The following is a 21570-nucleotide window of genomic DNA, read 5'->3' as shown; positions in this document are numbered from 1 at the left end:
CAACACAACCGACCGTCGCGGGATCGTCACGCGTGACCTTCTTGCGGCCGGACCGACTTCTGCTCGGCCTCCGTGGCGGCGAGCAGGGCGAGTGCGGCGCCGATGTTCGACTGACCGGGCATCAGCAGGGCGTTGCGTACGCCGGTCCACTGCCAGCTGAGGAACAGCGCGTACCGATCGGGCGATGGTCTGTCGACATTCGCCGGACGGCATACGACGAGGTGGCAGGCGACCACCGCCGACCAGATCGGCCCCTGCACGGCGATGGCCTCGCAGCGCAGTGCGGCGCCCGCGACGGTCCGCAGCAGCCTACGCAACCAGTGGTGCAGCCCGTCGGTGGTCTCCACGACGACGTCGTCGCCGATCCCGAGCGCGCAGAGGTGGAACCGGCGTCGCAGCAGTCGCTGCAGCGGCCCGGGGTCGCCTGCGGAGAGCGCGGCGCAGGCGGCCCGCAGTCGTCGCCTGATGATGGTCGAGAACATCTTTACTCCCTTGTCCGGTGTCAAGCGGACAGGTGTCACCCTGTCGGTCACCAGGCGCCCTTGCCTGCTCGTCATGCCGCGGCGCGCCGCCGCCTGCGACCAGCGCCGGCGTCGACTCCCGTCCGCCGAGCCGGATCGCGTGGAACGGGCACACCGGGCCACGGGATGGCCAGCGGCCGTACGCTCGCTGGGTCTGCCAGCCGCCAGCCGCCTCGGCCGGTGATGATCCGGTGGCGGCCGAGGCGTTGTCTGAGACGGTGAATGATCACGCGCACCGTGTCGACCGTGGCGGGCCGTCGGGGCGGTCGCGACGCCGACCAGATCTGTCGTGCGCTCCGCGGCGCGCCCCGCGCCTCGACCAGGACGCGCAGCACGGCGAACTCCTGCGGCCCGAGCCGGATGCCCGGGGTCGACCCGTCGTGCACGTACTTGTGTTCGAGGTCGAGGCGCAGATCTCCGTGGGAGACGACGCGGTCACCGGGGAGCGCGACCCGGGCGGGATCCTGCAGCCACCATCCGCCTGTCCCGGTGAGGATGCGCGCGGCACCGATCTTCCTGCGGATGTGCGAGATCACCACGCCGATCTGGGCAGCGGTGGGGGGACGATACCCGGGCGGCATGGCGGCGGTGATGGCCTCCCGACGTAGCGGTGTGCCGCGAGCTGCGATCAGCACGGCCAGCACGGCGGCCTGCTGGCCACTGAGCAGGGCCGCCGACCCCGGGTGCAGCCGGGTCAGGCCGGTGGCCAACTGCAGTTCCACCCCCGCATAGGACCGGGGGACGTCCCGCGCGGGTATCCGTGGGTCGTGCCGAGCGGCGCCGGACCGTGGCCACGACGGGCGGGCGATGCCGGTCTCCACCATGACTCGGGCCTCCGATCGTTGTCGTGCACGCCCTCGACGAGGCGCGGCCGGCGGTGGTTCAGACCCTGTCCGCCTCCGGCTCGCACCTACGAGGTGTGGTCGCGCTCGTAGCCGCCGTCGACGTCCCACACCGCCCCGGTCACGAAACCGCTCTGCTCGCTGTCGAGCAGCATCAGCGCCGGAGCGGCGATCTCCTCCACGGTCGCCAGCCGCTTGATCAGGCTCGTCTTGAGGATCGTGTCCAGCAGGCCGGGAACGGCGTCGGCCGCGGCCTGGAGCTTCTGCGTCGCGGTGGCGCCGGGGCTGATCGCGTTGACCCGGATTCCCCGCGGGGCGAGTTCCACCGCCCAGGTCGCGACGAGATGATTCAGCGCCGCCTTGGTCGCGCTGAAGGCACCCAACCCGGGGACGGGCATCCGCGCGGACGCCGCGGAGACCACGAGTACGGCGGCTCCGGGACGGTTCGCCAACATCGGCGCGGCGGCGCGAACGAACGAGACGGTGCCGAGTACGTTGACCGCCAGCATGCGTTCGACCTGGTCGAGTGGTTGTTCCAGGACGTGACCGAGGGCGGATTCGGCGGCACTGCACACCAGCAGGTCCACGCCGCCGTACTCGCTCACCGCCCGGTCGACCGCCCGCTCGGCGGTCGCCGGATCCGCCACGTCGCCGGCCACGCCGCTGGCGGCCGGGCCGATCGCCTTGACCGCCTCGGCCAGCACGTCCTCGCGCCGGCCGACCAGGACGACGTTGGCTCCCGCAGTCGCCAGCTCCGCGGCGATCGTGTAGCCGATTCCCTGAGTGCCACCGGCCACGATGGCCGTCTTTCCGTGCACGCCCATGTCACTTCCCCTTTCCTGGGTGCGAGATGTTGCTTGAGGTCGGTATGGAAGAACCGTCAGACGAGGCGGCGAGCCCGGGGGTCGGTCACGACGTTCCTCGGGGGCGTAGCTCGATCCGGACCGGCGACGCCGGTCGCAGCGTGGTGAGCATGTTGAAGCCGATGTCCTGCCCCGGCACGGTGCGCAGCTCGAACCGGTTGAGCAGCTGCGCGAGCAGGACCACCGATTCCACCAGGGAGAAGGTCGCTCCGATGCACATCCGCTGACCGCCCGAGAAGGGCAGGTACGACCATGGGTGGCGGTCCTTGCCGCGATCGGGGTCGAATCGCTCCGGGTCGAACCGTTCCGGGTCGGACCAGAACCGGCGGTGGCGGTGCGCGCCCCAGAAGTAGGGCATCACCAGGTCGTCGCGCTTGATCGAGAAGCCGAGGATCTCGTCGTCGGCCAGCGCGGTGCGGGCGGTCATGACGACCGGGCCCCGTAGCCGGAGCGTCTCGTCGACGACCTTGCGCAGGTACCCGAGACGGGGGACGTCCGAGTAGTCGGGATCCCGGCCCTCGAGCACGTCGTCGACCTCCGCGCGCATCGCGGCCAGCACCTCGGGGCGGCCGTCGAGCAGCGTGAACAGCCAGGTGAGGGTCAGCGCGGTTGTCTCGTGTCCCGCCACGAACAGGGTGAAGACCTCGTCGCGAATCTCCCGGTCGGAGAGGGGCGCGCCGGTGTCTTCGTCGCGGGCGGACAGCAGCATGGCGAGCAGGGTGCGCTCGGCGTCCGCGCCACGTCGGCGACCTGCGTCGATCACCCGGTACACGGCGGCGTCGAGCTGCCGGAGGGTGCGGTGGAACCGCAGATTGCGGGGCGTCGGCAGCCACTCCGGCAACACGATCCCGTTGGTGCGCTCGCTGACCAGCTCCAGCGCCTTGCCGAACCCGTCGCCCGACACCTCCGCCGCCGGACCCAGGTCCCGGCCGAACAGGGCCGTGACCACCACGTCCAGGGTCAGCGAGACCATCTCCCGGTAGGCGTCGATCGACGACCATCCGCCCGGGTCGAGCCGGTCGCGCAGGCCGTCGAAGTAGCGCCGTCCGCTCTCCACCATCGCGTCGGTGATCCCGCCCAGCGCGGTCCGGTGGAAGGCCGGCTGCACGATCGTGCGCCGCGCCCGCCACTGCTCGCCCTCGAGTGTGATGAGACCGTCGCCGAGGACTCGGCGCAGTCCGTCGAAGCTGCGGCCCTTGACGTAGTTGTCGCGCCGGGTCGCCAGTATCCGCTTGATCCCCTCGGGATGCGCCACCACGACGGCGTTCTGGCCGGCGTCGAACCGGAACACGTCACCGTGCTGCCGCCAGCACCGCTCGAAGAACGGCACCATTCCCTGCCGCCAGATCGCGGGCAGGTCCCCGACCACGGACCAGCCCTTCGGCCCGGGCGGGGGGATCGGGGCCGGTGCCGCGGGCGCGTTCTCCGATGTGGGCATGTCTCGCTTCCTCCAGTTGGCGCTCCTCACCTGACGACTACGGCGTGCGGGCGCGACGGTTCACCGGTCCGGTCGACGCGCGGGAGGTTCGCCCTGCCGCGGCGGGTGCGTCACCGTGCTTCCGGCGCCGGGCGCCGGCGGGACAGCGGGGCGGGCAGCGTCCGGGTGCGCGGCCACACGGTCCAGCGGCCGACCGCGGGGTAGGCGTCGTGGACGGCCGCGGTGGCCCAACGCATCCGCGCCACCGCCTCGACCGGGTGCTCGCCGTACTCCTGCGCCACCATCGCGGCGCAGCCGGCGGCGCGGTGCCGGTCGACGCTGCCCAGCACCGCGGCGCGGACCTGCTTCGGCGTCGGGTGTTCCGACGGCTGGAGATCCGAGACGAACAGCGCCTCGGCACGCACGCTCGCGATGATGGACGCTCTCATTCCGGTGCTCCTCTCGATCGACGGCGGGCGTCGTGTCGACCGCCCTCATCGGTGCGACCGTGTCGTCGGCCTCCGCCCCCAGCGTCGGCACCGGAGCGGTCAAGCTCTGCACCGGCGGCAACTACGCGAGAACGGTGAACCGGGTGGGGTCGGTCCAGGCCGGATCCCACCCCCGTCGCCTCAGTCGCCGTCGACGAGGGCGCGCAGCGCGCGTAGCGCGTGGTGGGCGCGCGACTTCACGGTGCCCTCGGGGATGCCGAGGGCTGCGGCGGCCTCGGCGGTGGAGAAGCCGCGGTAGTAGAGCACGACCAGCACCGCGCGGTGGTGCAGGGCGAGCTTGGGCAACGCGCCGCGGATCGTGTGGACGGCGATGACCGTCTCGGTGTGCTCGCGCGTCGCCGCGAGGTGGTTGAGGTCGACCGTGGTGACCTCGGTGGGCCGCCGCTTGCGACTGCGGGCCGCGTCGATGGCGAGGTGCCGGGCGACGGTGAACAACCATCTGCGTACGGACTCGGTGTCGGTGGGGAGGCGGTCGAGGTTGCGCCAGGCGCGCAGCAGAGTCTCCTGGAGCAGTTCCTCGGCCCCGTCGTGATTGCCGAGGGTGAGCCGGAGCAGGAAGCGACGTAGCGGCGCGGCGTGCACGTCGTGCAGCTCCCGCATGCGCGCTTCGGAGGCGACCGCGGGCGACGCGTCGGCGGCCACGCGGACGTCGGTGCGCCGGTCGGAACCGGCCTGGGCGTAAGCGGTGAGGTTCACCTCAGTCCTCCTTTAGCTGGCCACGTGGGGCGTGGCACCGACCGTCCATCGCGACTGACAGCCCGTCACCGGCCCGCAGGCCGTTCGGCTCTGGTGGCCGCCAGTTTTCCTGCGGTAATGGTCGCCGCCGCGCTTCGTGGCACTCATCCGTCAAGTGACTAGGCCATCGCTCAGCAATTGACTGATGTCCGTATGGAGTCGTTCCTGCGCGCGACGCGGCCGCCGGCCGGGTCACCCGATTTCCGGGTGCCCCGGCCGGGCACGAGCGCTCTTCGACCGAACTCGGGCTCACCACTCCGGCGTCCCGGCGCCGTCAGGCCGGTGCCGGGACGCCCGCCCAGAGGAATGCGTCGCGGTACGCCGCGGCGACCCGCTCCGGCTGGTCGTCGCCGAGCAGGTCCTGGTCCACCGGAATGCCCTGGCGGGCGAAGGACCAGCTGAGCATCCGGTAACTCGGGCGGTATCCGGCGAGGTCGCCCGGCGCGATCGGCACCGACCTCCCGGGTACGGCCGGTGCCAGCGCGTCGCGTTCGTAGATCGCCGACATCGCGCTGATCCGCCACCGGCCGCGCCGGCGCTCGGTGCGGTAGAGCAGCCGGACGCCCACCGTCACGTCGACCCCGTCGACGACCGGACGCGAGTTCAGGGTCATCGGCAGGACGACCACGGCCCGCGCACCGCCCAGGTGCACCACCGGCGGACCGAGCCGGTGGGTGGTGTTCTCGCCGGCCGCGGTCAATCGTCGGGACGCCGCCACGAAGTCCGGGCCGGATCCGGAGAACCAACTGATCGCCACCGTGCTGTCGGGGTGGAAGCAGTCCCGTGCCAGTTCCCACCAGCCGCGGTCGCGTGCCTCGCGCTCGCGCAGCACGAGCTGCGTGTTGGCGACCACGCCCGCGAACGGGGGCGAGGCGCTCCGGGCCGGTCCGGCGGTCATGCCGGCGGGGCGGTCGCGCCGGCGGGCACGGGCGCGTCCACCGCCAGCCGGCGCAGCCCGATCCGGGGCGTGGTGACGACGTACAGCCCGTCGATGGCCGACTCCGGGCCGGGCGCGATCTCCCGGACCGGCGTGAAGTCGACCCCCGGCACGCCGGGCGCGCGGTGCCGGCGGGCCTCGTCCTGCGCGCTCTCGGCTTCGTGGATCAGCGTGTCGGTCAGCAGCCGGTGGTCCAGCCGCTGCGCCTCGCGCAGGTCGGTCCGGCCGGTGATGATCTCGGCGAAGTCGCGCAGCGGCGCGGCGTCCGGCCGGTCGGCGTCCAGCAGCCGTTGCGCCTGCCAGAAGTAGTTCTGCTGGCCGTCGTACGATCGGTACAGCCGGGTGGTCAGCACCAGCAGCCGGCAGTAGGCGCGCCGGTAGGCGTGCTCGAAGAAGCTGCCGGCCTCGTCCTCGACCACCTCGCCGCGCAGCGTCGAACCGATCGCGGCGGCGGCCAGCAGCGCGCTGTACTGGGCCAGGTGGACCCCGGTGGACAGCAGCGGGTCGAGGAAACAGGCGGCGTCCCCGACGAGGACGTAGCCGGGGCCGCAGAACCGGTCCGCGACGTACGAGTAGTCCTGCTCGGCTCGGATGTCCGAGACGAGCGTAGCCGGTTCCACCATCCAGCTCACCTGCTCGCAGGCGGCGAGTCGGTTCAGGTAGTAGTCGCCCAGCGAGCCGAACTCCGGGCGTCGGCCGCGGAAGACGTCGCGGTGGGTGACGTGACCGAGGCTGAGCCGGTCGCCGGCCAGGGGAATGGCCCACCACCATCCGTCCGGTGTCGCGACGGCGTTCAGCGCACCGGGCGGGGCTCCCGGTGGGATCCGGGCGCGGGTCCAGTAACCCCACACGGCGATGTTCTCGAACTCCGGGTTGCGCCGGCGGTTGTGGAACAGTTGGGCGCTGAGCACTCCGGAGCGACCCGAGGCGTCCACCAGGAAGGTGAACCCGGTGGTCCGGGTCCGGCCGCCGCTGCTCCAGACCGCACCCACCGCCCGGTCGTGGTCGAACAGCACCCGCCGGACGGTGGCCGCCTCGATCACCTCGACGCCCTGCCGGGCCGCGTTGCGCAGCAGCAGCTCGTCGAACTCGCCGCGGTCCACCTGCCAGGACCGCGCCTCCGGGCCGACCGACTCGCCCCAGCTGACCACCCACTCGTCCTTGGTCCAGGTGAACCGGGCGCCGTACTTGTCCAGGAAGCCGTGGGCGTCCACGGCCTCGCGCGCGCCGGCCAGCTCGAGGATCGCGAACGAGGACGGCGCCAGCGACTCTCCGATGTGGTACCGGGGGAAGCGGTCCCGTTCCAGCAGTCGTACCCGCAGCCCCGATCGGGCCAGCAGCGCGGCTGCGGTGGAGCCCGCCGGACCGCCGCCGATCACCAGTACGTCAACGTGTTCGTCCATCTCTTCTTCCCTTCTCGATGACCGGCTCGCCGGAGCGGCGTCACGGCGAGCCGGAAGGGGGGCCAGGACGACCGCCGCCGCGCGAAGCGGGCGGAACGGTCGGTCCTGGCCTGTCCTCGGCTCACGCCCCGCGCAGCACGATGGCCGAGTTGTTGCCACCCATTCCGACGCTGGTGGAGATGGCGTGGCGGACCGGGGTCGCGACGCCGGTGCCGATCACGTGGTGCAGCTCGCAGTCCTGGTCCGGGTCCCGCAGTCCGTGCGTCGGCGGCACCCGGTCGTCCCGGGCGGCCAGCAGCGCGACGAGCGCCTCGAACGCGCCGGAACCGCCGAGCATGTGTCCCGTCGCGCCCTTGACGCCGCTGACCCGTACCTCGTCGACATGTGCCCCGAACACCTTGCGCAGGGCGGTGGCCTCGGCCGGGTCGTTGGACTTGGTGGCGGTGCCGTGCACGTTGACGTAGTCGACCTCGTCCGGGCGGACCCCGGCGTCGGCCAAGGCTTCCAGCAGGCACGCCGTCATGCCGGGAGCGTCCTGGGGCGGGATGTCGCTCATGTCGTAGGCGTCGCCGCGCAGCCCGTAGCCGAGGACCTCGCCGTGGATCCGTGCGCCCCTGGCTCGGGCGTGCTCCCGCTCCTCCAGCACCAGGACGGCCGCTCCCTCACCCAGGATCGTGCCGTCCCGGTCGCGGTCGAACGGCCGGCACGCGCCCGCGGCCGACCCCGTGTGGTTCTGGGCGAAACCGGAGACGATGATGTCGGTGACCGGCGATTCGGCGCCGCCGGCCAGCATCACCTCGGCCCTGCCGTACCGGATCTTCTCGTACGCGGCGATGAGGGAGTCGGATCCGGAGGCGGAGGCGCCGCTGACGGTGACCAGCGGACCGGCCAGCCCGAAGCGCACCGACAGCAGCGACGTGGCCGCATTGGGCAGCGCCATGTTGAACAGCCGGGGCGAGACGCCTCGGCTGCCCTTCGCGGCGAGCTGGGCGAACTGCACCGCCAGCACCTCGGTGCTGGAGAAGGCCACCCCCACCGCCGCGCCGAAGCGGTCGAAGCGCCGCTCGCTCCTGCGGCGGGAGACGATGTCGTTCTCCGGCAGGTCGAGGCCCGCGTCGGCGATGGCGTGCTGGGCGGCGGCCACCGCGTACCGCTGATAACGGTCGAGGACACGCAGGTCCCGGCCGGCGATGCGGTGGGCCGCCGGGTCGAAGTCGGTGATCTCGCCGGCCGTCTTCACCGTGCAGCGGAGGGTGTCGAACCGGCTGATCGGCCGTACCCCGGTGCGGCCGTTCAGCAGGGCGTCGAACTGGGCGTCGAGGTCGCTGCCGAGCGGGGTGACCGCGCCGAGCCCGGTCACCACGACCCGACGCCGGCCGGTCACGACCCGGCTCCCAGCTCGACGGTCGCCTTGTGCGCGACGACCACACCGTTGGCCCCGGCCGCCTCGAAGCGGACCAGTTCACTGCGCGCGAAGCCGGCCTCGGCGAGCCAGGTCTGGTACTCGGTCTCCGAGTAGTTCTTGCCGCCCCTTGTCTCGACCAGCATGTTCATGCCCATCAGCGCGGCCGCCGGCGGTCCGGTGCGCTCGGCGTTGAGCATCAGCTCGCTGATCACCAGGATTCCGCCCGGTTCCAAGGCGGCATGGCACTTGGCCAGGAGGTCCCGGCCGGTCCGATCGTCCCAGTCGTGCAGGATGTGGCTGAGCAGCATCATGTCGTACCCGGTCGGGAGCGGCGCGGTGCCGGTGAAGTCGCCGACCGCGACGTCGACCACGTCGGCGAGGCCGGCCGCCGCGATCTTCGCCTCGGCCTGCTGACGTACGTGTGGCAGGTCGAAGACGGTGGCCGTCAGCTGCGGATTGCGCCGGCACAGCTCCATCGCGAAGGCTCCGGAGCCACCACCGACGTCCAGCAGTCGGCTCTGCTTGCCGAAGTCGTAGTGGTCGCAGAGGGTGCGGGCGGTGAACGTGGAGAAGGAGTGCATGGCGTCCCAGAACAGGCCGAGCATCACCGGGTCGACGGTGGTGAACACCGATTCCTGGGTGTCCGGGTCCCAGGTGATGGGCCGGTTGGTCCGGATGGCCCGCACCACGTGCTGCCACGCCGGGTACTCCTGCTCGTCGCAGAAGCGTACGAAGCCGCCGAAGTAGTAGGGCTTGCCGATCACCAGGAACTCCTCGGCGATCGGCGAGTTGCGGTAGCCGGCGCCGGAGCGCTGCAACAGGCCGAGCGAGGCGCACGCGGCCAGCAGCAGGTCCGCGGGGCGTTCCTCGATGTCCAGCTCCGCGCAGAGTTGCGGCACGGTGATCGTACGACCGTTCGCCAGCCGGGTGAACAGCTCCAGCTCGACCGCTCCGGCGAAGGTCTTGAAGGCCCAGAAGCCGGTGGCGAGCTGCATCAGTGGGGCGGGGGACAGGTTGCCGGGGTTCGGTGTGGTGTGAACCATCTCTACCTCACGCTGCCGCTCAGCAGCACCTGGTAGACCCAGAGCTGGTAGTAGGTCAGATCGGTGAACACGGCCGGGTTCTGCCCGCAGTAGCTGCCCGATCCGCGACTCGCGATCCCGACGACCGCCCAGAGGCCGGGCACGATCTGCTGCAGCGCCGGTCCACCGCTGTCGCCGATGCAGATGCCGGCGACGCCGCCCGGACTGTCCAGGCAGAGGTCACCCTCGCCGATCCCGGCCCCGGCGCACGCGTCGGCGGGCAGGACCGAGGTGTCGAGCTCCTGCAGCCGGATCGGATACGAACCGCCGGCGTCGGGCTGGACCGAACCCCAGCCGATGATCCGGGCGGCTCCGGTCCGGTTCACCACGGGGGCGATGAGGAACGGGACCTGTGACACCGGGCGGGCCAGCCGCAGCAGTGCGAGGTCCGCCACCCGTCCACCGCCGGCACCCCAGTCCCACTCGGGGTGCGGAAGCACCTCGGCGACCGCGACGACCGTGCCGCCGCTGGTGCGGTCGGCGGACCCGATCCGCAGCTGGAACAGGCCCGGTTCCAGTCCGCGGCCGTCCGGCCCGGTGACGCAGTGCGCGCCGGTGACGACGTACCGCGGGTGTACCAGGCTGGCGCCGCACGCGTGGGTGTAGGTGTTGTCCGGCAACCTGACCTGCAGCGAGGCCATCGCCGGGTAGGCGCGAGTGGCGTCGTGCCCGCCGACGACGCTGGGCGTGATGCCGCCGGACTGGCGGGGGAGCCCGGCGGTGGCGGGTGTGGCGGTGCCCAGCAGGGCGAGCAGGGCCGTCGCCGTGGCGAGTGCTCGGGCCGTTCTGAGGCTTCTCATCGTCGTCCCCTCGGTCGGGAGTCTCCCGGACCGAGCCGTCCGGGAGCTTGTTTCTCCCCCAAACGACGGCCGCGGCGGTCCGGTTCAGCCGATCGCGGGCATCAGCCGGCACGGCGGGCATCGTGGGCACGCCAGCAGTCACCGCACAGTCAGATTGCTGATGCCGGCCAGCCATGACCGCGAACAGAATGGCAACCCGCACAGTGGACACATCAACTCACGCCACTATCTGGGCCGGAGGCGCGCATGACCGGGGCGCTGGTGAGACCGTTCGACACCGCGGGAATCGAGACGGCCGCCGACGGTACGCGACGGTACGCGGACCTACCGGACACGATCACGGACCTGCTCCGGCGCGCCGTCGACGCCGCCCCCGACCGGGAGGCGCTCGTCGAGACCGGCGTCGACCGGCGGCTCTCCTACCGGCAGCTGTGGCGGGCCGCGGTCGAGGTGTCCGGCGGGCTACGGGACGCCGGAGTACGGCCCGGCGACCGGGTGGCGATCCGCCTGCCGAACGGCATCGACTGGGCGCTGGCCCTGTACGGCACCCTGCTGGCCGGTGCCGTCGCCGTGCCGGTGAACACCCGGTTCACCGACGAGGAGGCCGGCTACGTCATCGCCGACAGCGGGTCGCGCCATGTCTTCACGCCGGAGTGCCCGCTGCCGAGCGGCGATCCGGTGGAGCCGGTCCGGCGCGTCGGCGCGGACCCGGCCGCGCTCTTCTACACCAGCGGCACCACGGGCTTTCCGAAGGGGGCTGTGATCACCCATGACAACCTGCTGTCCAACCTGGAAAGCTGCCGTCGGGTGATGCGACTCGGGCCGGTGGGCTCCCCGTTCCGTACCCTGATCGCGGTGCCACTGTTCCACGCCACGGGATGCAACAGCCAACTCCTGCTGGCGGCCTACCAGCAGGGTGCGGCGGTGGTGATGCCCGCGTTCCGGCCGGATCTGTTCCTGCGGGCGGTGCAGGACGAGCGCGTCGACGTCTCGATCGCCGTGCCGGCGATGTACTGGCTGGCGATGAAGCACGACACGTTCGCCCGCACCGACGTCTCCTCGGTGCGGCTCGCCGCGTACGGGGGAGCGCCGATCGCCCCCGAGATGGTCGGCCGGATCGCGGCGGCGTTCCCGGCGGCCCGGGTCGGCAACGGTTTCGGGCTGACCGAGGCGACCAGCCTCGCCACCTACCTGCCCCACGAGTGGCGGCAGTACGCGGACTCGGTGGGGTTCCCGGCGCCGGTGTGCGACGTGCGCGTCGACGATCCCGGCCCCGACGGGGTCGGTGAACTGCTGGTACGCGGTCCCAGCGTGGTGTCCGGCTACTGGCACAAGCCCGCCGAGACGGCGGCCGCGTTCCGCGGTGGTTGGCTGCACACCGGAGACCTGGCCAGCATCGCGCCCGACGGCCTGGTACGGATCGTCGACCGGATCAAGGACGTGATCATTCGCGGCGGGGAGAACGTCTACTGCGTGGAGGTGGAGAACGCCCTCGCCGGTGCTCCGGGCGTGGCGGAGTCGGCGGTGGTCGGGGTGCCCGACGAGGTGATGGGGGAGAAGGTCGGCGTGGTGCTCGTGGCCGCACCTGGTGCCCGGGTCGACGTACCGGAGGTGTTGGCCGGGCTACGGGGGCGGATCGCCGACTACAAGGTGCCGCAGTACGTGTCCGTCCGGGCGGATCCGCTGCCGCGCAACGCCGGCGGCAAGGTGCTCAAGGCGCGGCTGCGTACCGAGACCAGCTGGTGACGGCGAATCCGACGAGGCCGGGACCAGGGTCGGCGCGCGGGGTGGGGCCGGCCCGCGGGGTGGGGCTGTCGGGCAGTCATGACGCAGTCAAACGACGGATGCCCGCCGAACCGGGCGCGGGCGACCATGAGCGGGTCAGGACGAGCGAGCGCCGCCGTTGGGAGCACGGATGCCCACTGTCGAGACGGTGAAGGGGCCGGTCGACGTGCATCATCTCGGCCGCACCCTTATGCACGAACACGTCTTCGTCGTGTCGGCCGAGCACGTCGACAACCACGGGGCCGACGTGTGGTGGGACGAGGAGGAGCAGGTTCACCGGGCCGTACAGCGGCTGTCCTCGCTGGCCCGCACGGGGATCTCCACCATCGTCGACCCGACGGTGTGGGGTCTGGGCCGGAACATTCCCCGCCTGCAGCGCATCGCTGACCTCGTGGACCTGCACATCATCGTGGCGACCGGGATCTACGCGTACGAGGAGCTGCCGCACCACTACGCCTACCGCGGTCCGGGGCTGCTGCACGACATTCCTGAGCCGATGGTCGACGACTTCGTCCGCGACATCGAGGTGGGCGTGGCCGGCACGGGCGTGCGGGCGGCCTTCCTCAAGTGCTGCGTGCCGACGGCCCACCCGACGCTGGGCGTCGTGCGGATCGTACGCGCGGTCGCGCGCGCCCACCTGAGCACCGGCGTACCGGTCATGGTGCACACCTCGGGCGGGGAACGGTCGGGGGCGACCGCCGCGGACCTGCTCGCCGCGGAGGGGGTGGACCTGCAGAACGTGATCATCGCCCATGCGGGGGACAGCAACGACCTCGACTATCTGGTCGGGCTGGCGGATCGTGGCGCGGTGCTGGGCATGGACCGTTTCGGTCTCGACGTGTACAACGCGGAGGAGTCCCGGGTCGCCACCGTGGCGGCGCTGGCCTGCCGCGGGTACGCCGACCGGATGGTCCTGTCGCACGACGCCTCCTGTTTCATCGACTACTTCGGCGCCGACCATGACGCGGTGCGCGCCGCGGCCGTGCCCAACTGGCACTACGAGCACATCGGCGCGGTGATCGTGCCGGCGCTGCTCGCGGCCGGTGTGACGGCCGGTCAGATCGACCAGATGATGGCGGGCAATCCGCGCCGCGTCTTCGGTGGCTAGCCGAGCCGCCGTCAGGTCCGTTCACCCCGAGTTCGGCTTACGTCATCCGTACGTGTCCGAAACGGACAGCCGTCCGACATGTTTCGCGCTGGTTACGCTTGACGCGATCTGACGTTGCGCGCAAGGCTGATGCCCAGCAGCGGCACCGTGGGGGCGAATGGTGCAGGACGACGAAATGCCGGTCGATTTCGCGACGCCGCGGGACGAGCCGCTAGGCCGGAAGGCCGAACTTTCCGCGATCGAGAGCGAACTGCTGTCGGCATCCGCCACCGGACGCCGGGCCGTGCTGCTGCGCGGCGATCCCGGCGTCGGCAAGACCCTGTTGATCGACACAGTGGGCACCCGCGCGGTCACCGCCGGCTGGCGGCTCCTTCGGGGCACCGGCGTCGAATCCGAGGCGGAGCTCGTGTTCGCCGGGCTGCACCAGGTGCTCCACCCGCTGCTGCCCGACGCCGAGCGGCTACCACCGGGGCAACGAGAGGTCCTGCACCACGTCTTCGGCGTCGCCACCGGCACCCCACCGGACCGCTTCACGGTCTCGGCGGCCGCGCTGGCCCTGCTCACCGTGCCGAGTCCTCGGCACACGCTGCTGATCTTCGACGATCTGCACTGGGTCGACCCGTCGAGCGCCCAGGCGCTGGGTTTCATCGCCCGGCGGCTGGCCGGCAGCCAGGTGAGCTTCCTCGGTGCCGTACGCAGCGGCTGGTCGAGCTCCTTCGACAGCGCGGGCTGCCGCGACGTGACCGTGCGCCCGCTCGACCGCCAGGCCGCGGGACGGCTGCTCGACCGGCGGTATCCGCGGCTGGCCGCACCGGCCCGCCGCCGGATCCTCGTCGAAGCGGCCGGTAACCCCCTCGCCCTGGTCGAGCTGCCGAGCCAGCTCGACGCGCGGCAACGGTCGGGGCACGCCGAACTGCCACAGCCGTTTCCGCTGAGCCAGCGCCTCGAGGAGCTCTATGCGGATAGGACCCGCCGGCTGCCGGAACAGACCCGCCGGCTGCTCGAACTCGCGGCGCTCGAGAGCACCGGCGACCTGGCCGTGGTCGCGGGGGGCGCGCAGCTCGACACCGGAGGGGCCGAGGCCGGGCTGACGGAAGCCGTCTCGGCCGGGCTGATCAGCATCGACTTCGGTCGGGGGCAGCTGCGTTTCCGTCATCCCCTGGTCCGCTCGTCGATCGTACGGACGATGCCGGCCGCCCGCCGGAACGCGGCGCACACGGCGTTGGCCACTGCTCTCGCGGACGACCCGGAGCGGCGCGCGTGGCACCTGGCGGGCGCGGCGACCGGCCCGGACCCGGCCGTCGCGGACGAGTTGGAGAACGCCGCGCGCCGGGCGTTGGCCCGCGGCGGCACCGGCGAGGCGGCGGCGCTGCTCGCCCGGGCGGCCGAACTCAGCGCCGACGAGACGGCCCGTGGCCACCGGCTGGCCGAGGCGGCCTTCCTGTACAGCAAGGCCGGGCAGTTCGACACCGCCCACCGCCTGTTGCAGGCCGCGCGGCGCGGCGGGGACATGATCGAGGAGGTGGCGCTCAACGCGACGGCCGCCGCCTACCTGTCGGTCTACCAGTCCGGCGACTTCGCGACCGCCTATCAGCTGCTCACCGAGGTGATCCCTCGGATACCGCGGGACGAGGCGTTCGCGGCGCTGCTCGACGACGCGCTCTACATGTTGCTGATCATCTGCTACTGGCAGGGCCGACCCGACCTGTGGCGGCCGTTCCTCGACGCGCTCGACGACGCGTCCGACCATGCTCGGCTCCTCTACGAGGCGGTCGGCGATCCGGCCCGTACCGGATACCTCGCGCGGGCCCGGTTCGGCGCCGCGGTGCGTGACCTGCCGCCGGGGGAGCGGCCGTGGGGGATCAACTGGCTCAGCTTCGCCGCCATCTATATCGACGCGACCGGCGAGTACGAGGACCTGTGGCGGCGGGTGGTCGCGATGCGCGACGCGAGCGGCACCATCGACGCTCAGATGATCATTGTCATCGCGCTCTCCCACGACGCCTTCCTGCGGGGCCGGCTGGACGAGGCGGAGGCGCTGGCCCGCGAGGGACTCGAGCTCGCCGAGACCCACGACTACCAGCTCTACGTGGCCCTGTTCCGCTACCTGATGGCGTGCCCGGCCGCGGTCCGCGGCGACGTCACGACCGTGGCCGCCCTGCACGAACAGATCCGGCAGTGGGAGGAACCCCGCGACGTCGGGTTGCTGCGCGCCATGGTCGGCGAGACGGCGACCCTCGCGGCGCTCGCCGCGGGTGACGCGGAGGCCGCGTTCCACCGCGCGAGCGAGGTCAGCCAGCCGGGCATGCTACGCCCGTACACCCCGCACGCGATGTGGATGGTGCTGGACCTGGTCGAGGCCGCCGTGCGCACGGACCGGTGGGACGCGGCCCGGGCCCACGCGCGGGCCGCGGACGAGGCGGGAATCGCCCGCATCTCGTCTCGTGTGGCGCTGCTCGTGGCCGGGGCGAAGGCGTTCGCGGCGGACGACGAGACGATGGAGGACGGTTTCGAGGCCGCCCTCGCGGTGCCGGGGGCGCGGCGCTGGACCTTCGAGCACGCCCGGGTGCAGCTCGGCTACGGCGAGCGGCTGCGCCGTCGCCGCAACGCGGTCGCGGCCCGCCACCATCTCCTCGCGGCGCTGTCCGCCTTCGAACGCATCGGCGCCCTGCCGTGGCGGGACCGCGCCCAACAGGAGCTGCGGGCCTCCGGGGTCGTGGTGCAGCGTGACGCCGTCCCGGCGGACAACCCGCTGACGGCGCAGGAGTGGCAGATCGCCGAGTTGGCCGCCGCCGGGTTGAGCAACAAGGAGATCGGCACCCGGATGCACGTGTCGCCCCGGACCGTCAGCTCGCACCTGTACCGCATCTTTCCCAAGCTGAACGTCACCACCCGTGCCGCGCTCCGAGACGCCCTGCGGGACCTGCGCGGCCCCGACGAGGCCGGAGCCTGACCTCCCGCGCGGTCCCGGCGCGGGCAACTCCACCAGGGTCGTGCGGACCCTCGTCCGCTCCGGGACGAACCCTGGATCGTCGCGCAGCGGACCGTCGAAGATATCGATCGCGGCGGCCAGGTGCTCGCGTCGGTGCACGGGGTCCCATTGAGGTGGATGGGTGGCGTGATCCGGAAGCCCTTCGGCCGGTGGGCAGGATGGTGCATTGATGCGGCCCGGAACTTGACGTGGCGGCGCGCCGTAGAACCGGAAGGCAGCGGTGCCGTCGATGAACCGTTGACGGGACTTCGGCGTTGTGGGTGGCGACCCGGAAACCACCAGCCTGACGAGGGATGATGAAAGTCGTCGATGTCATTCTCGGTGCGACCGATCCCGTCACGAAGGCGGGTGCGGTCGCGTGCCTGTCCGCGTACCCGCAGATCCGCCTCCGCGACCCGGCGACGCCCGGACGGGCAGACGTGTTGCTGGTCATCGCCGACGACGTCACCACCGCCACGATCGACCTCATGCGTCGCAACCGGGCCGCCGGCGGCCCGCGATCGGTGGTGCTCGTCGCGGCGCACATCCACCGCGACCGGCTGATCGCCGCCGCCCAGCTCGGGCTGATGGCGCTGCTGCCCCGGGCCCGGAGCGGATTCGATGCCATCGTGGCCGCGATCGTGGCAGCCTGCGCCGGCTGCGGCCGGCTGCCCGACGCGGTGCTCGGGCTGCTGCTGAAGGAGATGAGCGCGCAGCCGGCAACGGTCGAACCCGTCGTACCCCGACCCGAATTCAGCGCCCGCGAGGTGCGGGTCCTCGAACTGCTCGCCGACGGGATCGACACCGCCGGCGTCGCCGCACGCCTCAACTACTCCGAACGCACCGTCAAGAACATCGTCCACGCCGTCGTCCGCCGGCTCGACCTGCGCAACCGTACCCACGCCGTGGCCTACGCCCTGCGTACCGGTGCGATCGGCGCGTCGCCCGAGCGCCCGACCCCGGTCCGGCCGGTCGCGCTCGGTGCGGCGGCCGGACCGGGCCGGGGGCGTACGCCCAGTCGCGGCCCGACCTACGGCCGCGTCGCCTGACCCACCGCCTCCGCGGCGGCGGGAACCATCGGGGTCTGGATGAGGGTGCCGCCGCGCCGGGTGCACAGCAGCGCCCGTCCGGGCGGCAGCAGGCGGGGCTTGACGTTGCCGAGTACCGGACCCTCGCTGGGCGGGCAGGAGAGCACCACGTCGGGCGCGTTCGTCTCGGCCAGCCTCCGGATCAACTGGTCCATCGACATCCGCATCACGTTGGCGGCGCCGCGGGTCAGCACCAGGTGCAGGCCGATGTAGGCGCCCTGCGCGAGGAACGGCACCAGCGGCGACAGCGGGCTGTCGTTGCCGGCGAGCATGTCGTAGTCGTCCACCAGGACGAAGAGTCGTGGCCCGTCCCACCAGCCGCCGGAACGCAGCAGCTCCGGGGTCACGGTGGTGTCCGGCTCCCGGCGGCGCAGCCCGGCGACCGCATCCAGCACCGCCGCGCGGGTGGTGTCCGGCGTGATCGCGTAGCCGAGCCGGTAGGCCTCCGGCACGTCGTCGAAGAGCGCCCGGCGGTAGTCGACGGCCAGGATCCGGGAGTCGTCCGGGCTGAACCGGTCGGTGACCCAGTGCGCCACGTGCCGCAGCAGGTTTGACTTGCCGCTGCCGGCGTCGCCGAGCACGGTCAGGTGCGCCAGCTCGGACAGGTCGTGCCACACCGGATCCATCCGGGTCTCGTCGATGCCCAGGCACAGCCGCAGCGGTGCCGGCGACGGCGGCAGGTCGGCCGCCGGCAGGACCGCCGGCAGGGTCCGCACCGTCGGCGCGCGGTCGCCCGACCAGTACTCGCCGACCAGCGTCGCCAGCGACCGCGCGCCCTCGGTCGCCGACTCGCCGTCGGGTGAGCCGTCGATCCGGGGCAACGCGGCGAGGAAGTGCAGCTTGTTCTCGGTGAGACCACGTCCGGGCGACGCCGGCACCGTGGCGGCGAGACGGAGGTCGACCGCCGAGTCGACCGGGTCGCCCAGCCGCAGCTCCAGCCGGGTGCCGATCTGGTCGCGCATCGTGTGGTGCAGCTCCGACCACCGGGCCGTGGTGAGGATCAGGTGCACCCCGAAGTTGAGCCCGCGCGCGGCCAGCTGGCGGATCACCAACTCGGCCGCCTCGTACTCCTGTCGCAGGGTGAACCAGCCGTCGACCACCAGGAACACGTCCCCGTACGGGTCGTCGGTGAATTCGCCGGCCGCGCGCCCCTCCCGGTACGTGGCGATGCCGTCGACGCCGAGCGCGGCGAACCGCCGCTCGCGCTCGGTGACCAGGTTGTTGACCTCGGCCACCGTCCGGCTGACCCGGTCGGAGTCGAGCCGTCCGGCGATGCTTCCCACGTGGGGCAGGTCGGCGATGGCCGCCAGGCCGCCGCCCCCGAAATCGAGCAGGTAGAACTGGACCTCTCGGGGGCTGTGGGTGAGGGCCAGGCTGCACAGCAGGGTCCGCAGGAGGGTGGTCTTGCCGCTGCGCGGCCCGCCGGCGATGCCGACGTGCCCGCCCGTGCCGGCGAGGTCGACCTCGAGCAGGTCACGCAGCTGCTCGAAAGGCTTGTCGACGAACCCGACCGGTGCCGCCAACCGGCCGGAGCCGGGCCAGTCGACGGCTCGCAGCCCGAGGTCGGGATCCGGCACCAGCGCGGGCAGCAGGTGGTCGAGGGTCGGCGGGTCGTCCAGCGGGGGCAGCCAGACCTGGTGCGCCGGTGGGCCCTGGTCCACGAGTTGGTCGACCATCACCGCCATCACCGTCCGTTCCCGGCCCGACGGCTGCTCGTCGGCGACCGCGACGTCCTGGTCCGGCGGGGCGTCCGGCGCCGCGACCGGCAGCAGCCGGTACGGAATCACCTGGCGGCGCACGACATCGGCCCGTACCCGGCCGCCGGCCTCCCGGTAGGTGCCGGAGACGTACGCCGAGCGGAAGCGGATCATGGTCGAGACGTCGGTGCGCAGGTAGCCGTTCCCGGGAGCGGGTGGCAGCTGGTAGGCGTCCGGTACGCCGATCACCGCCCGCGACTCGATGGCGGAGAACGTCCGCAGCCCGATCCGGTACGACAGGTGCGACTCGAGCTGTCCGATCCGGCCGTCGTCGAGTCGCTGGCTGGCCAGGAGCAGGTGGACGCCGAGGGATCGGCCGAGCCGTCCGATCATGACGAACAGCTCGACGAACTCGCGGTGGGCGTTCAGCAGTTCGCTGAACTCGTCGACGACCACGAAGAGGGTGGGCAGCGGATCCAGCGGCTCGCCCTGGGCCCGCGCCCGCTCGTACTCCAGGACCGAGGCGAACCCGCCGGCCTGCCGGAGCAGCTCCTGCCGGCGGACCAGCTCGCCGTGCAGCGCGTCCTGCATCCGACCGACCAGGGCGGCCTCGTCGGCGAGGTTGGTGATCAGCGCGGAGGTGTGCGGCAGCCGGTCGAGACCGAGGAAGGTGGCGCCTCCCTTGAAGTCGACCAGGACGAAGTTGAGGGTCTCGGAGGAGTGGGTCGTGGCCAATGCGAGGACCAGCGTACGGAGCAGTTCGCTCTTGCCGGAGCCGGTGGCCCCGATCAGCATCCCGTGGGGTCCGGACCCGCCCTGCGCGGACTCCTTGATGTCCAGCTCGACGGGGACGCCCTCGGCGTCGACGCCGATCGCGACCCGCAACCGCTCCGCCGGGCTGCGCGGGGACCAGAGCCGGCCGAGGTCGAGGTGGGCGATGTCCGGAATCTGCAGCAGGCTACCCAGGTCGAAGTCGGTCTTCAGGGAGTCGGCGCCGGTCTCCGTGGCGAGGCTGAGCCGGTACGGCGACACGACCCGGGCGATCGCGGCCGCCCGTGCCGTCGAGGTCCGGTCCGGCGTGGCCACCCGGCTGCGTACCTCGGTGCCCACCCGGTCCCGCCGGACCATGTGGAGGTCGTCACCGTCGAGTCGCAGGGTGAGGATCCCGCGCGACGCGGCGGCCGAACCGTCGTCGAGGTCGACCAGCAGGGCGTTGCGGTAGCCCGAGGTCGCCAGCCGTGCCGCGTTGCCGATCCGCCCGCCGTCCCGGACGATCAGCACGAACGGTTCCTCGCGGCTGGCCGTGGCGTCGGACTCGTGCCGGGTACGGGCCGCGAACCCCTCCCCGAGCAGGCTCTCCAATCCTTCCGCCGTGTCGGCGACGAGCCGGGCCGCGCCGGCCGCGTCCTGGTCGCCGGGGTGCTGCGCGTGCGGCAGCCACTTCATCCACTCCCACTCCCGCACGCCCTCGTCGTCGAGGCAGAGCCCGATACGTACCTCGTCCGGAGCGTGGAAGGTGACCACCTGGGCGACGAGTGCGCGGACGAACGACCGGGCCTGCGCGCGGTCACCGCCGACCCGGATCTGGCTGAAGCCCCGCAGGAACAGGGCGACCGGCTGGTCGGAGATGGTCGCGTAGGCGCGGACGAACCGCCGCAGCGACTTGGCCGACAGCGGTTCGAGATCCTCGACCGGCTTGGTCTGCAGCGGGGCGATCTTCGTCGCGAGTCGCTGCTCGGCGGTGCCGATGCGTACCTCGAGGAAGTCGGGATGGGTCGGCCGCCGTTCCCATCGACGGGTCGTCATCGCCAGCGACCACAGCGACGCCGGGTCGGGGTGGCGCCAGGTGTTCGCGTCGCGCTGCTGGCTGACGCTGCGCCGGACCCGCTTGCGATGCTGCGACAGATACCGCATGTAGTCGCGGCGATCCCCGCCCGTGCGCTGCTTCCGCTCCGCCCCGCTGAAGGCCATGTAGCCGAAGGCCATCCCGCCCATCGCCACCATCATCATGCCGGCCATCAGGAACGTCATCGGCCCGCGCGAGTTGCCCAAAAACATGATCATCATGACGGCAGCCATCAGGGCCATCGGCAACGCCGTCATCGCCTGCCGGGCGCCGCCCATCTGCGGCTCGGGCAGCTCCGGAGGCTCCTGGAGGTTGAGGTCGCCGGTGGGCAGCTCAGGCCCGGAGCGTCGGGCCGGGCGCCGGAACAGCACGGTGCTCATGAACAGGTCCCTCCCGGGCCGCCGCCGGCCCTCACCGACACCTACAACGGCGGGAACGTCGGGTCGGATCAGGCGCCGGGACAGATTGTGGTGAACCACCGACCCGGCCGGACGTTGGTGACGGCAAGCGCGCCTGCGCGGAAGGACCCGGCGACGAGCTGGGCAGCGGGTCGGCCTTGCA

General features: G+C 72.2%; 16 protein-coding genes. 4 read left to right on the top strand and 12 right to left on the bottom strand.

Annotated elements, in window-relative coordinates:
- Positions 1-26: 26 nt before the first annotated feature.
- The 11 genes from ACIRG9_RS31125 to ACIRG9_RS31075 all read right to left on the bottom strand — a co-directional run bounded on the left by ACIRG9_RS31125 (position 27) and on the right by ACIRG9_RS31075 (position 10514).
- On the bottom strand, positions 27-482 hold the full coding sequence (locus ACIRG9_RS31125; RefSeq protein WP_402863967.1) for a hypothetical protein: 456 nt from the start codon (positions 480-482) through the stop codon (positions 27-29).
- A gap of 71 nt (positions 483-553) precedes the next feature.
- Positions 554-1243 carry a winged helix-turn-helix domain-containing protein gene (locus tag ACIRG9_RS31120; protein ID WP_402863964.1) on the bottom strand — a complete coding sequence of 230 codons (690 nt, stop codon included), beginning with the start codon at positions 1241-1243 and terminating at the stop codon, positions 554-556.
- 188 nt (positions 1244-1431) lie between these two features.
- Positions 1432-2187, bottom strand: a complete 756-nt coding sequence (locus ACIRG9_RS31115; protein ID WP_402863961.1) for an SDR family NAD(P)-dependent oxidoreductase — start codon at positions 2185-2187, stop codon at positions 1432-1434.
- A gap of 85 nt (positions 2188-2272) precedes the next feature.
- Positions 2273-3664, bottom strand: coding sequence for a cytochrome P450 (locus ACIRG9_RS31110; protein WP_402863958.1), 1392 nt, complete (start codon positions 3662-3664; stop codon positions 2273-2275).
- A gap of 110 nt (positions 3665-3774) precedes the next feature.
- Positions 3775-4092 (bottom strand): hypothetical protein, encoded by a 318-nt coding sequence (locus ACIRG9_RS31105; RefSeq protein ID WP_402863955.1) that lies wholly within the window; start codon positions 4090-4092, stop codon positions 3775-3777.
- Positions 4093-4272: 180 nt separating this feature from the next.
- On the bottom strand, positions 4273-4848 hold the full coding sequence (locus ACIRG9_RS31100; protein ID WP_402863952.1) for a sigma-70 family RNA polymerase sigma factor: 576 nt from the start codon (positions 4846-4848) through the stop codon (positions 4273-4275).
- Between the two features lie 313 nt (positions 4849-5161).
- Positions 5162-5785 carry a nuclear transport factor 2 family protein gene (locus tag ACIRG9_RS31095; RefSeq protein ID WP_402863949.1) on the bottom strand — a complete coding sequence of 208 codons (624 nt, stop codon included), beginning with the start codon at positions 5783-5785 and terminating at the stop codon, positions 5162-5164.
- Entirely contained in the window at positions 5782-7227 is a 1446-nt protein-coding gene (locus tag ACIRG9_RS31090; protein ID WP_402863946.1) for an NAD(P)/FAD-dependent oxidoreductase, read from the bottom strand. The genes ACIRG9_RS31095 and ACIRG9_RS31090 overlap by 4 nt, the downstream gene beginning before the upstream one ends.
- Before the next feature lie 121 nt (positions 7228-7348).
- Positions 7349-8611 (bottom strand): beta-ketoacyl-[acyl-carrier-protein] synthase family protein, encoded by a 1263-nt coding sequence (locus tag ACIRG9_RS31085; protein ID WP_402863943.1) that lies wholly within the window; start codon positions 8609-8611, stop codon positions 7349-7351.
- Positions 8608-9675 carry a methyltransferase gene (locus ACIRG9_RS31080; RefSeq protein ID WP_402863940.1) on the bottom strand — a complete coding sequence of 356 codons (1068 nt, stop codon included), beginning with the start codon at positions 9673-9675 and terminating at the stop codon, positions 8608-8610. Before ACIRG9_RS31080 ends, ACIRG9_RS31085 begins: the two co-directional genes overlap by 4 nt.
- A gap of 2 nt (positions 9676-9677) precedes the next feature.
- A complete protein-coding gene (locus ACIRG9_RS31075) occupies positions 9678-10514 on the bottom strand; it encodes a S1 family peptidase (RefSeq protein ID WP_402863938.1) in 837 nt (278 codons plus the stop codon).
- 246 nt (positions 10515-10760) lie between these two features.
- On the opposite strand from ACIRG9_RS31075, the gene ACIRG9_RS31070 reads away from it, so the two are divergent.
- The 4 genes from ACIRG9_RS31070 (at position 10761) to ACIRG9_RS31055 (ending at position 17427) form a co-directional block, all read left to right on the top strand.
- On the top strand, positions 10761-12260 hold the full coding sequence (locus ACIRG9_RS31070) for a class I adenylate-forming enzyme family protein (protein WP_402863935.1): 1500 nt from the start codon (positions 10761-10763) through the stop codon (positions 12258-12260).
- A 169-nt stretch (positions 12261-12429) separates the two neighbouring features.
- Complete coding sequence (locus tag ACIRG9_RS31065) at positions 12430-13407, top strand: phosphotriesterase (RefSeq protein WP_402863932.1); 978 nt, start codon at positions 12430-12432, stop codon at positions 13405-13407.
- A gap of 157 nt (positions 13408-13564) precedes the next feature.
- On the top strand, positions 13565-16360 hold the full coding sequence (locus ACIRG9_RS31060) for an AAA family ATPase (protein WP_402863929.1): 2796 nt from the start codon (positions 13565-13567) through the stop codon (positions 16358-16360).
- Between the two features lie 335 nt (positions 16361-16695).
- Positions 16696-17427, top strand: coding sequence for a LuxR C-terminal-related transcriptional regulator (locus tag ACIRG9_RS31055; RefSeq protein WP_402863926.1), 732 nt, complete (start codon positions 16696-16698; stop codon positions 17425-17427).
- On the opposite strand, the gene eccCa is transcribed toward ACIRG9_RS31055, so the two are convergent.
- Complete coding sequence (eccCa, locus tag ACIRG9_RS31050; RefSeq protein WP_402863923.1) at positions 17409-21389, bottom strand: type VII secretion protein EccCa; 3981 nt, start codon at positions 21387-21389, stop codon at positions 17409-17411. The two genes, ACIRG9_RS31055 and eccCa, sit on opposite strands and share 19 nt — an antisense overlap.
- Positions 21390-21570 lie beyond the last annotated feature (181 nt).

Origin of the sequence: Micromonospora sp. NPDC093277, from assembly GCF_044765245.1 — a bacterium.
GTDB lineage: Bacteria > Actinomycetota > Actinomycetes > Mycobacteriales > Micromonosporaceae > Micromonospora.
The sequence above is the reverse complement of the archived record's forward strand: the minus strand, read 5'-3'. Positions and strand labels throughout refer to the sequence as shown.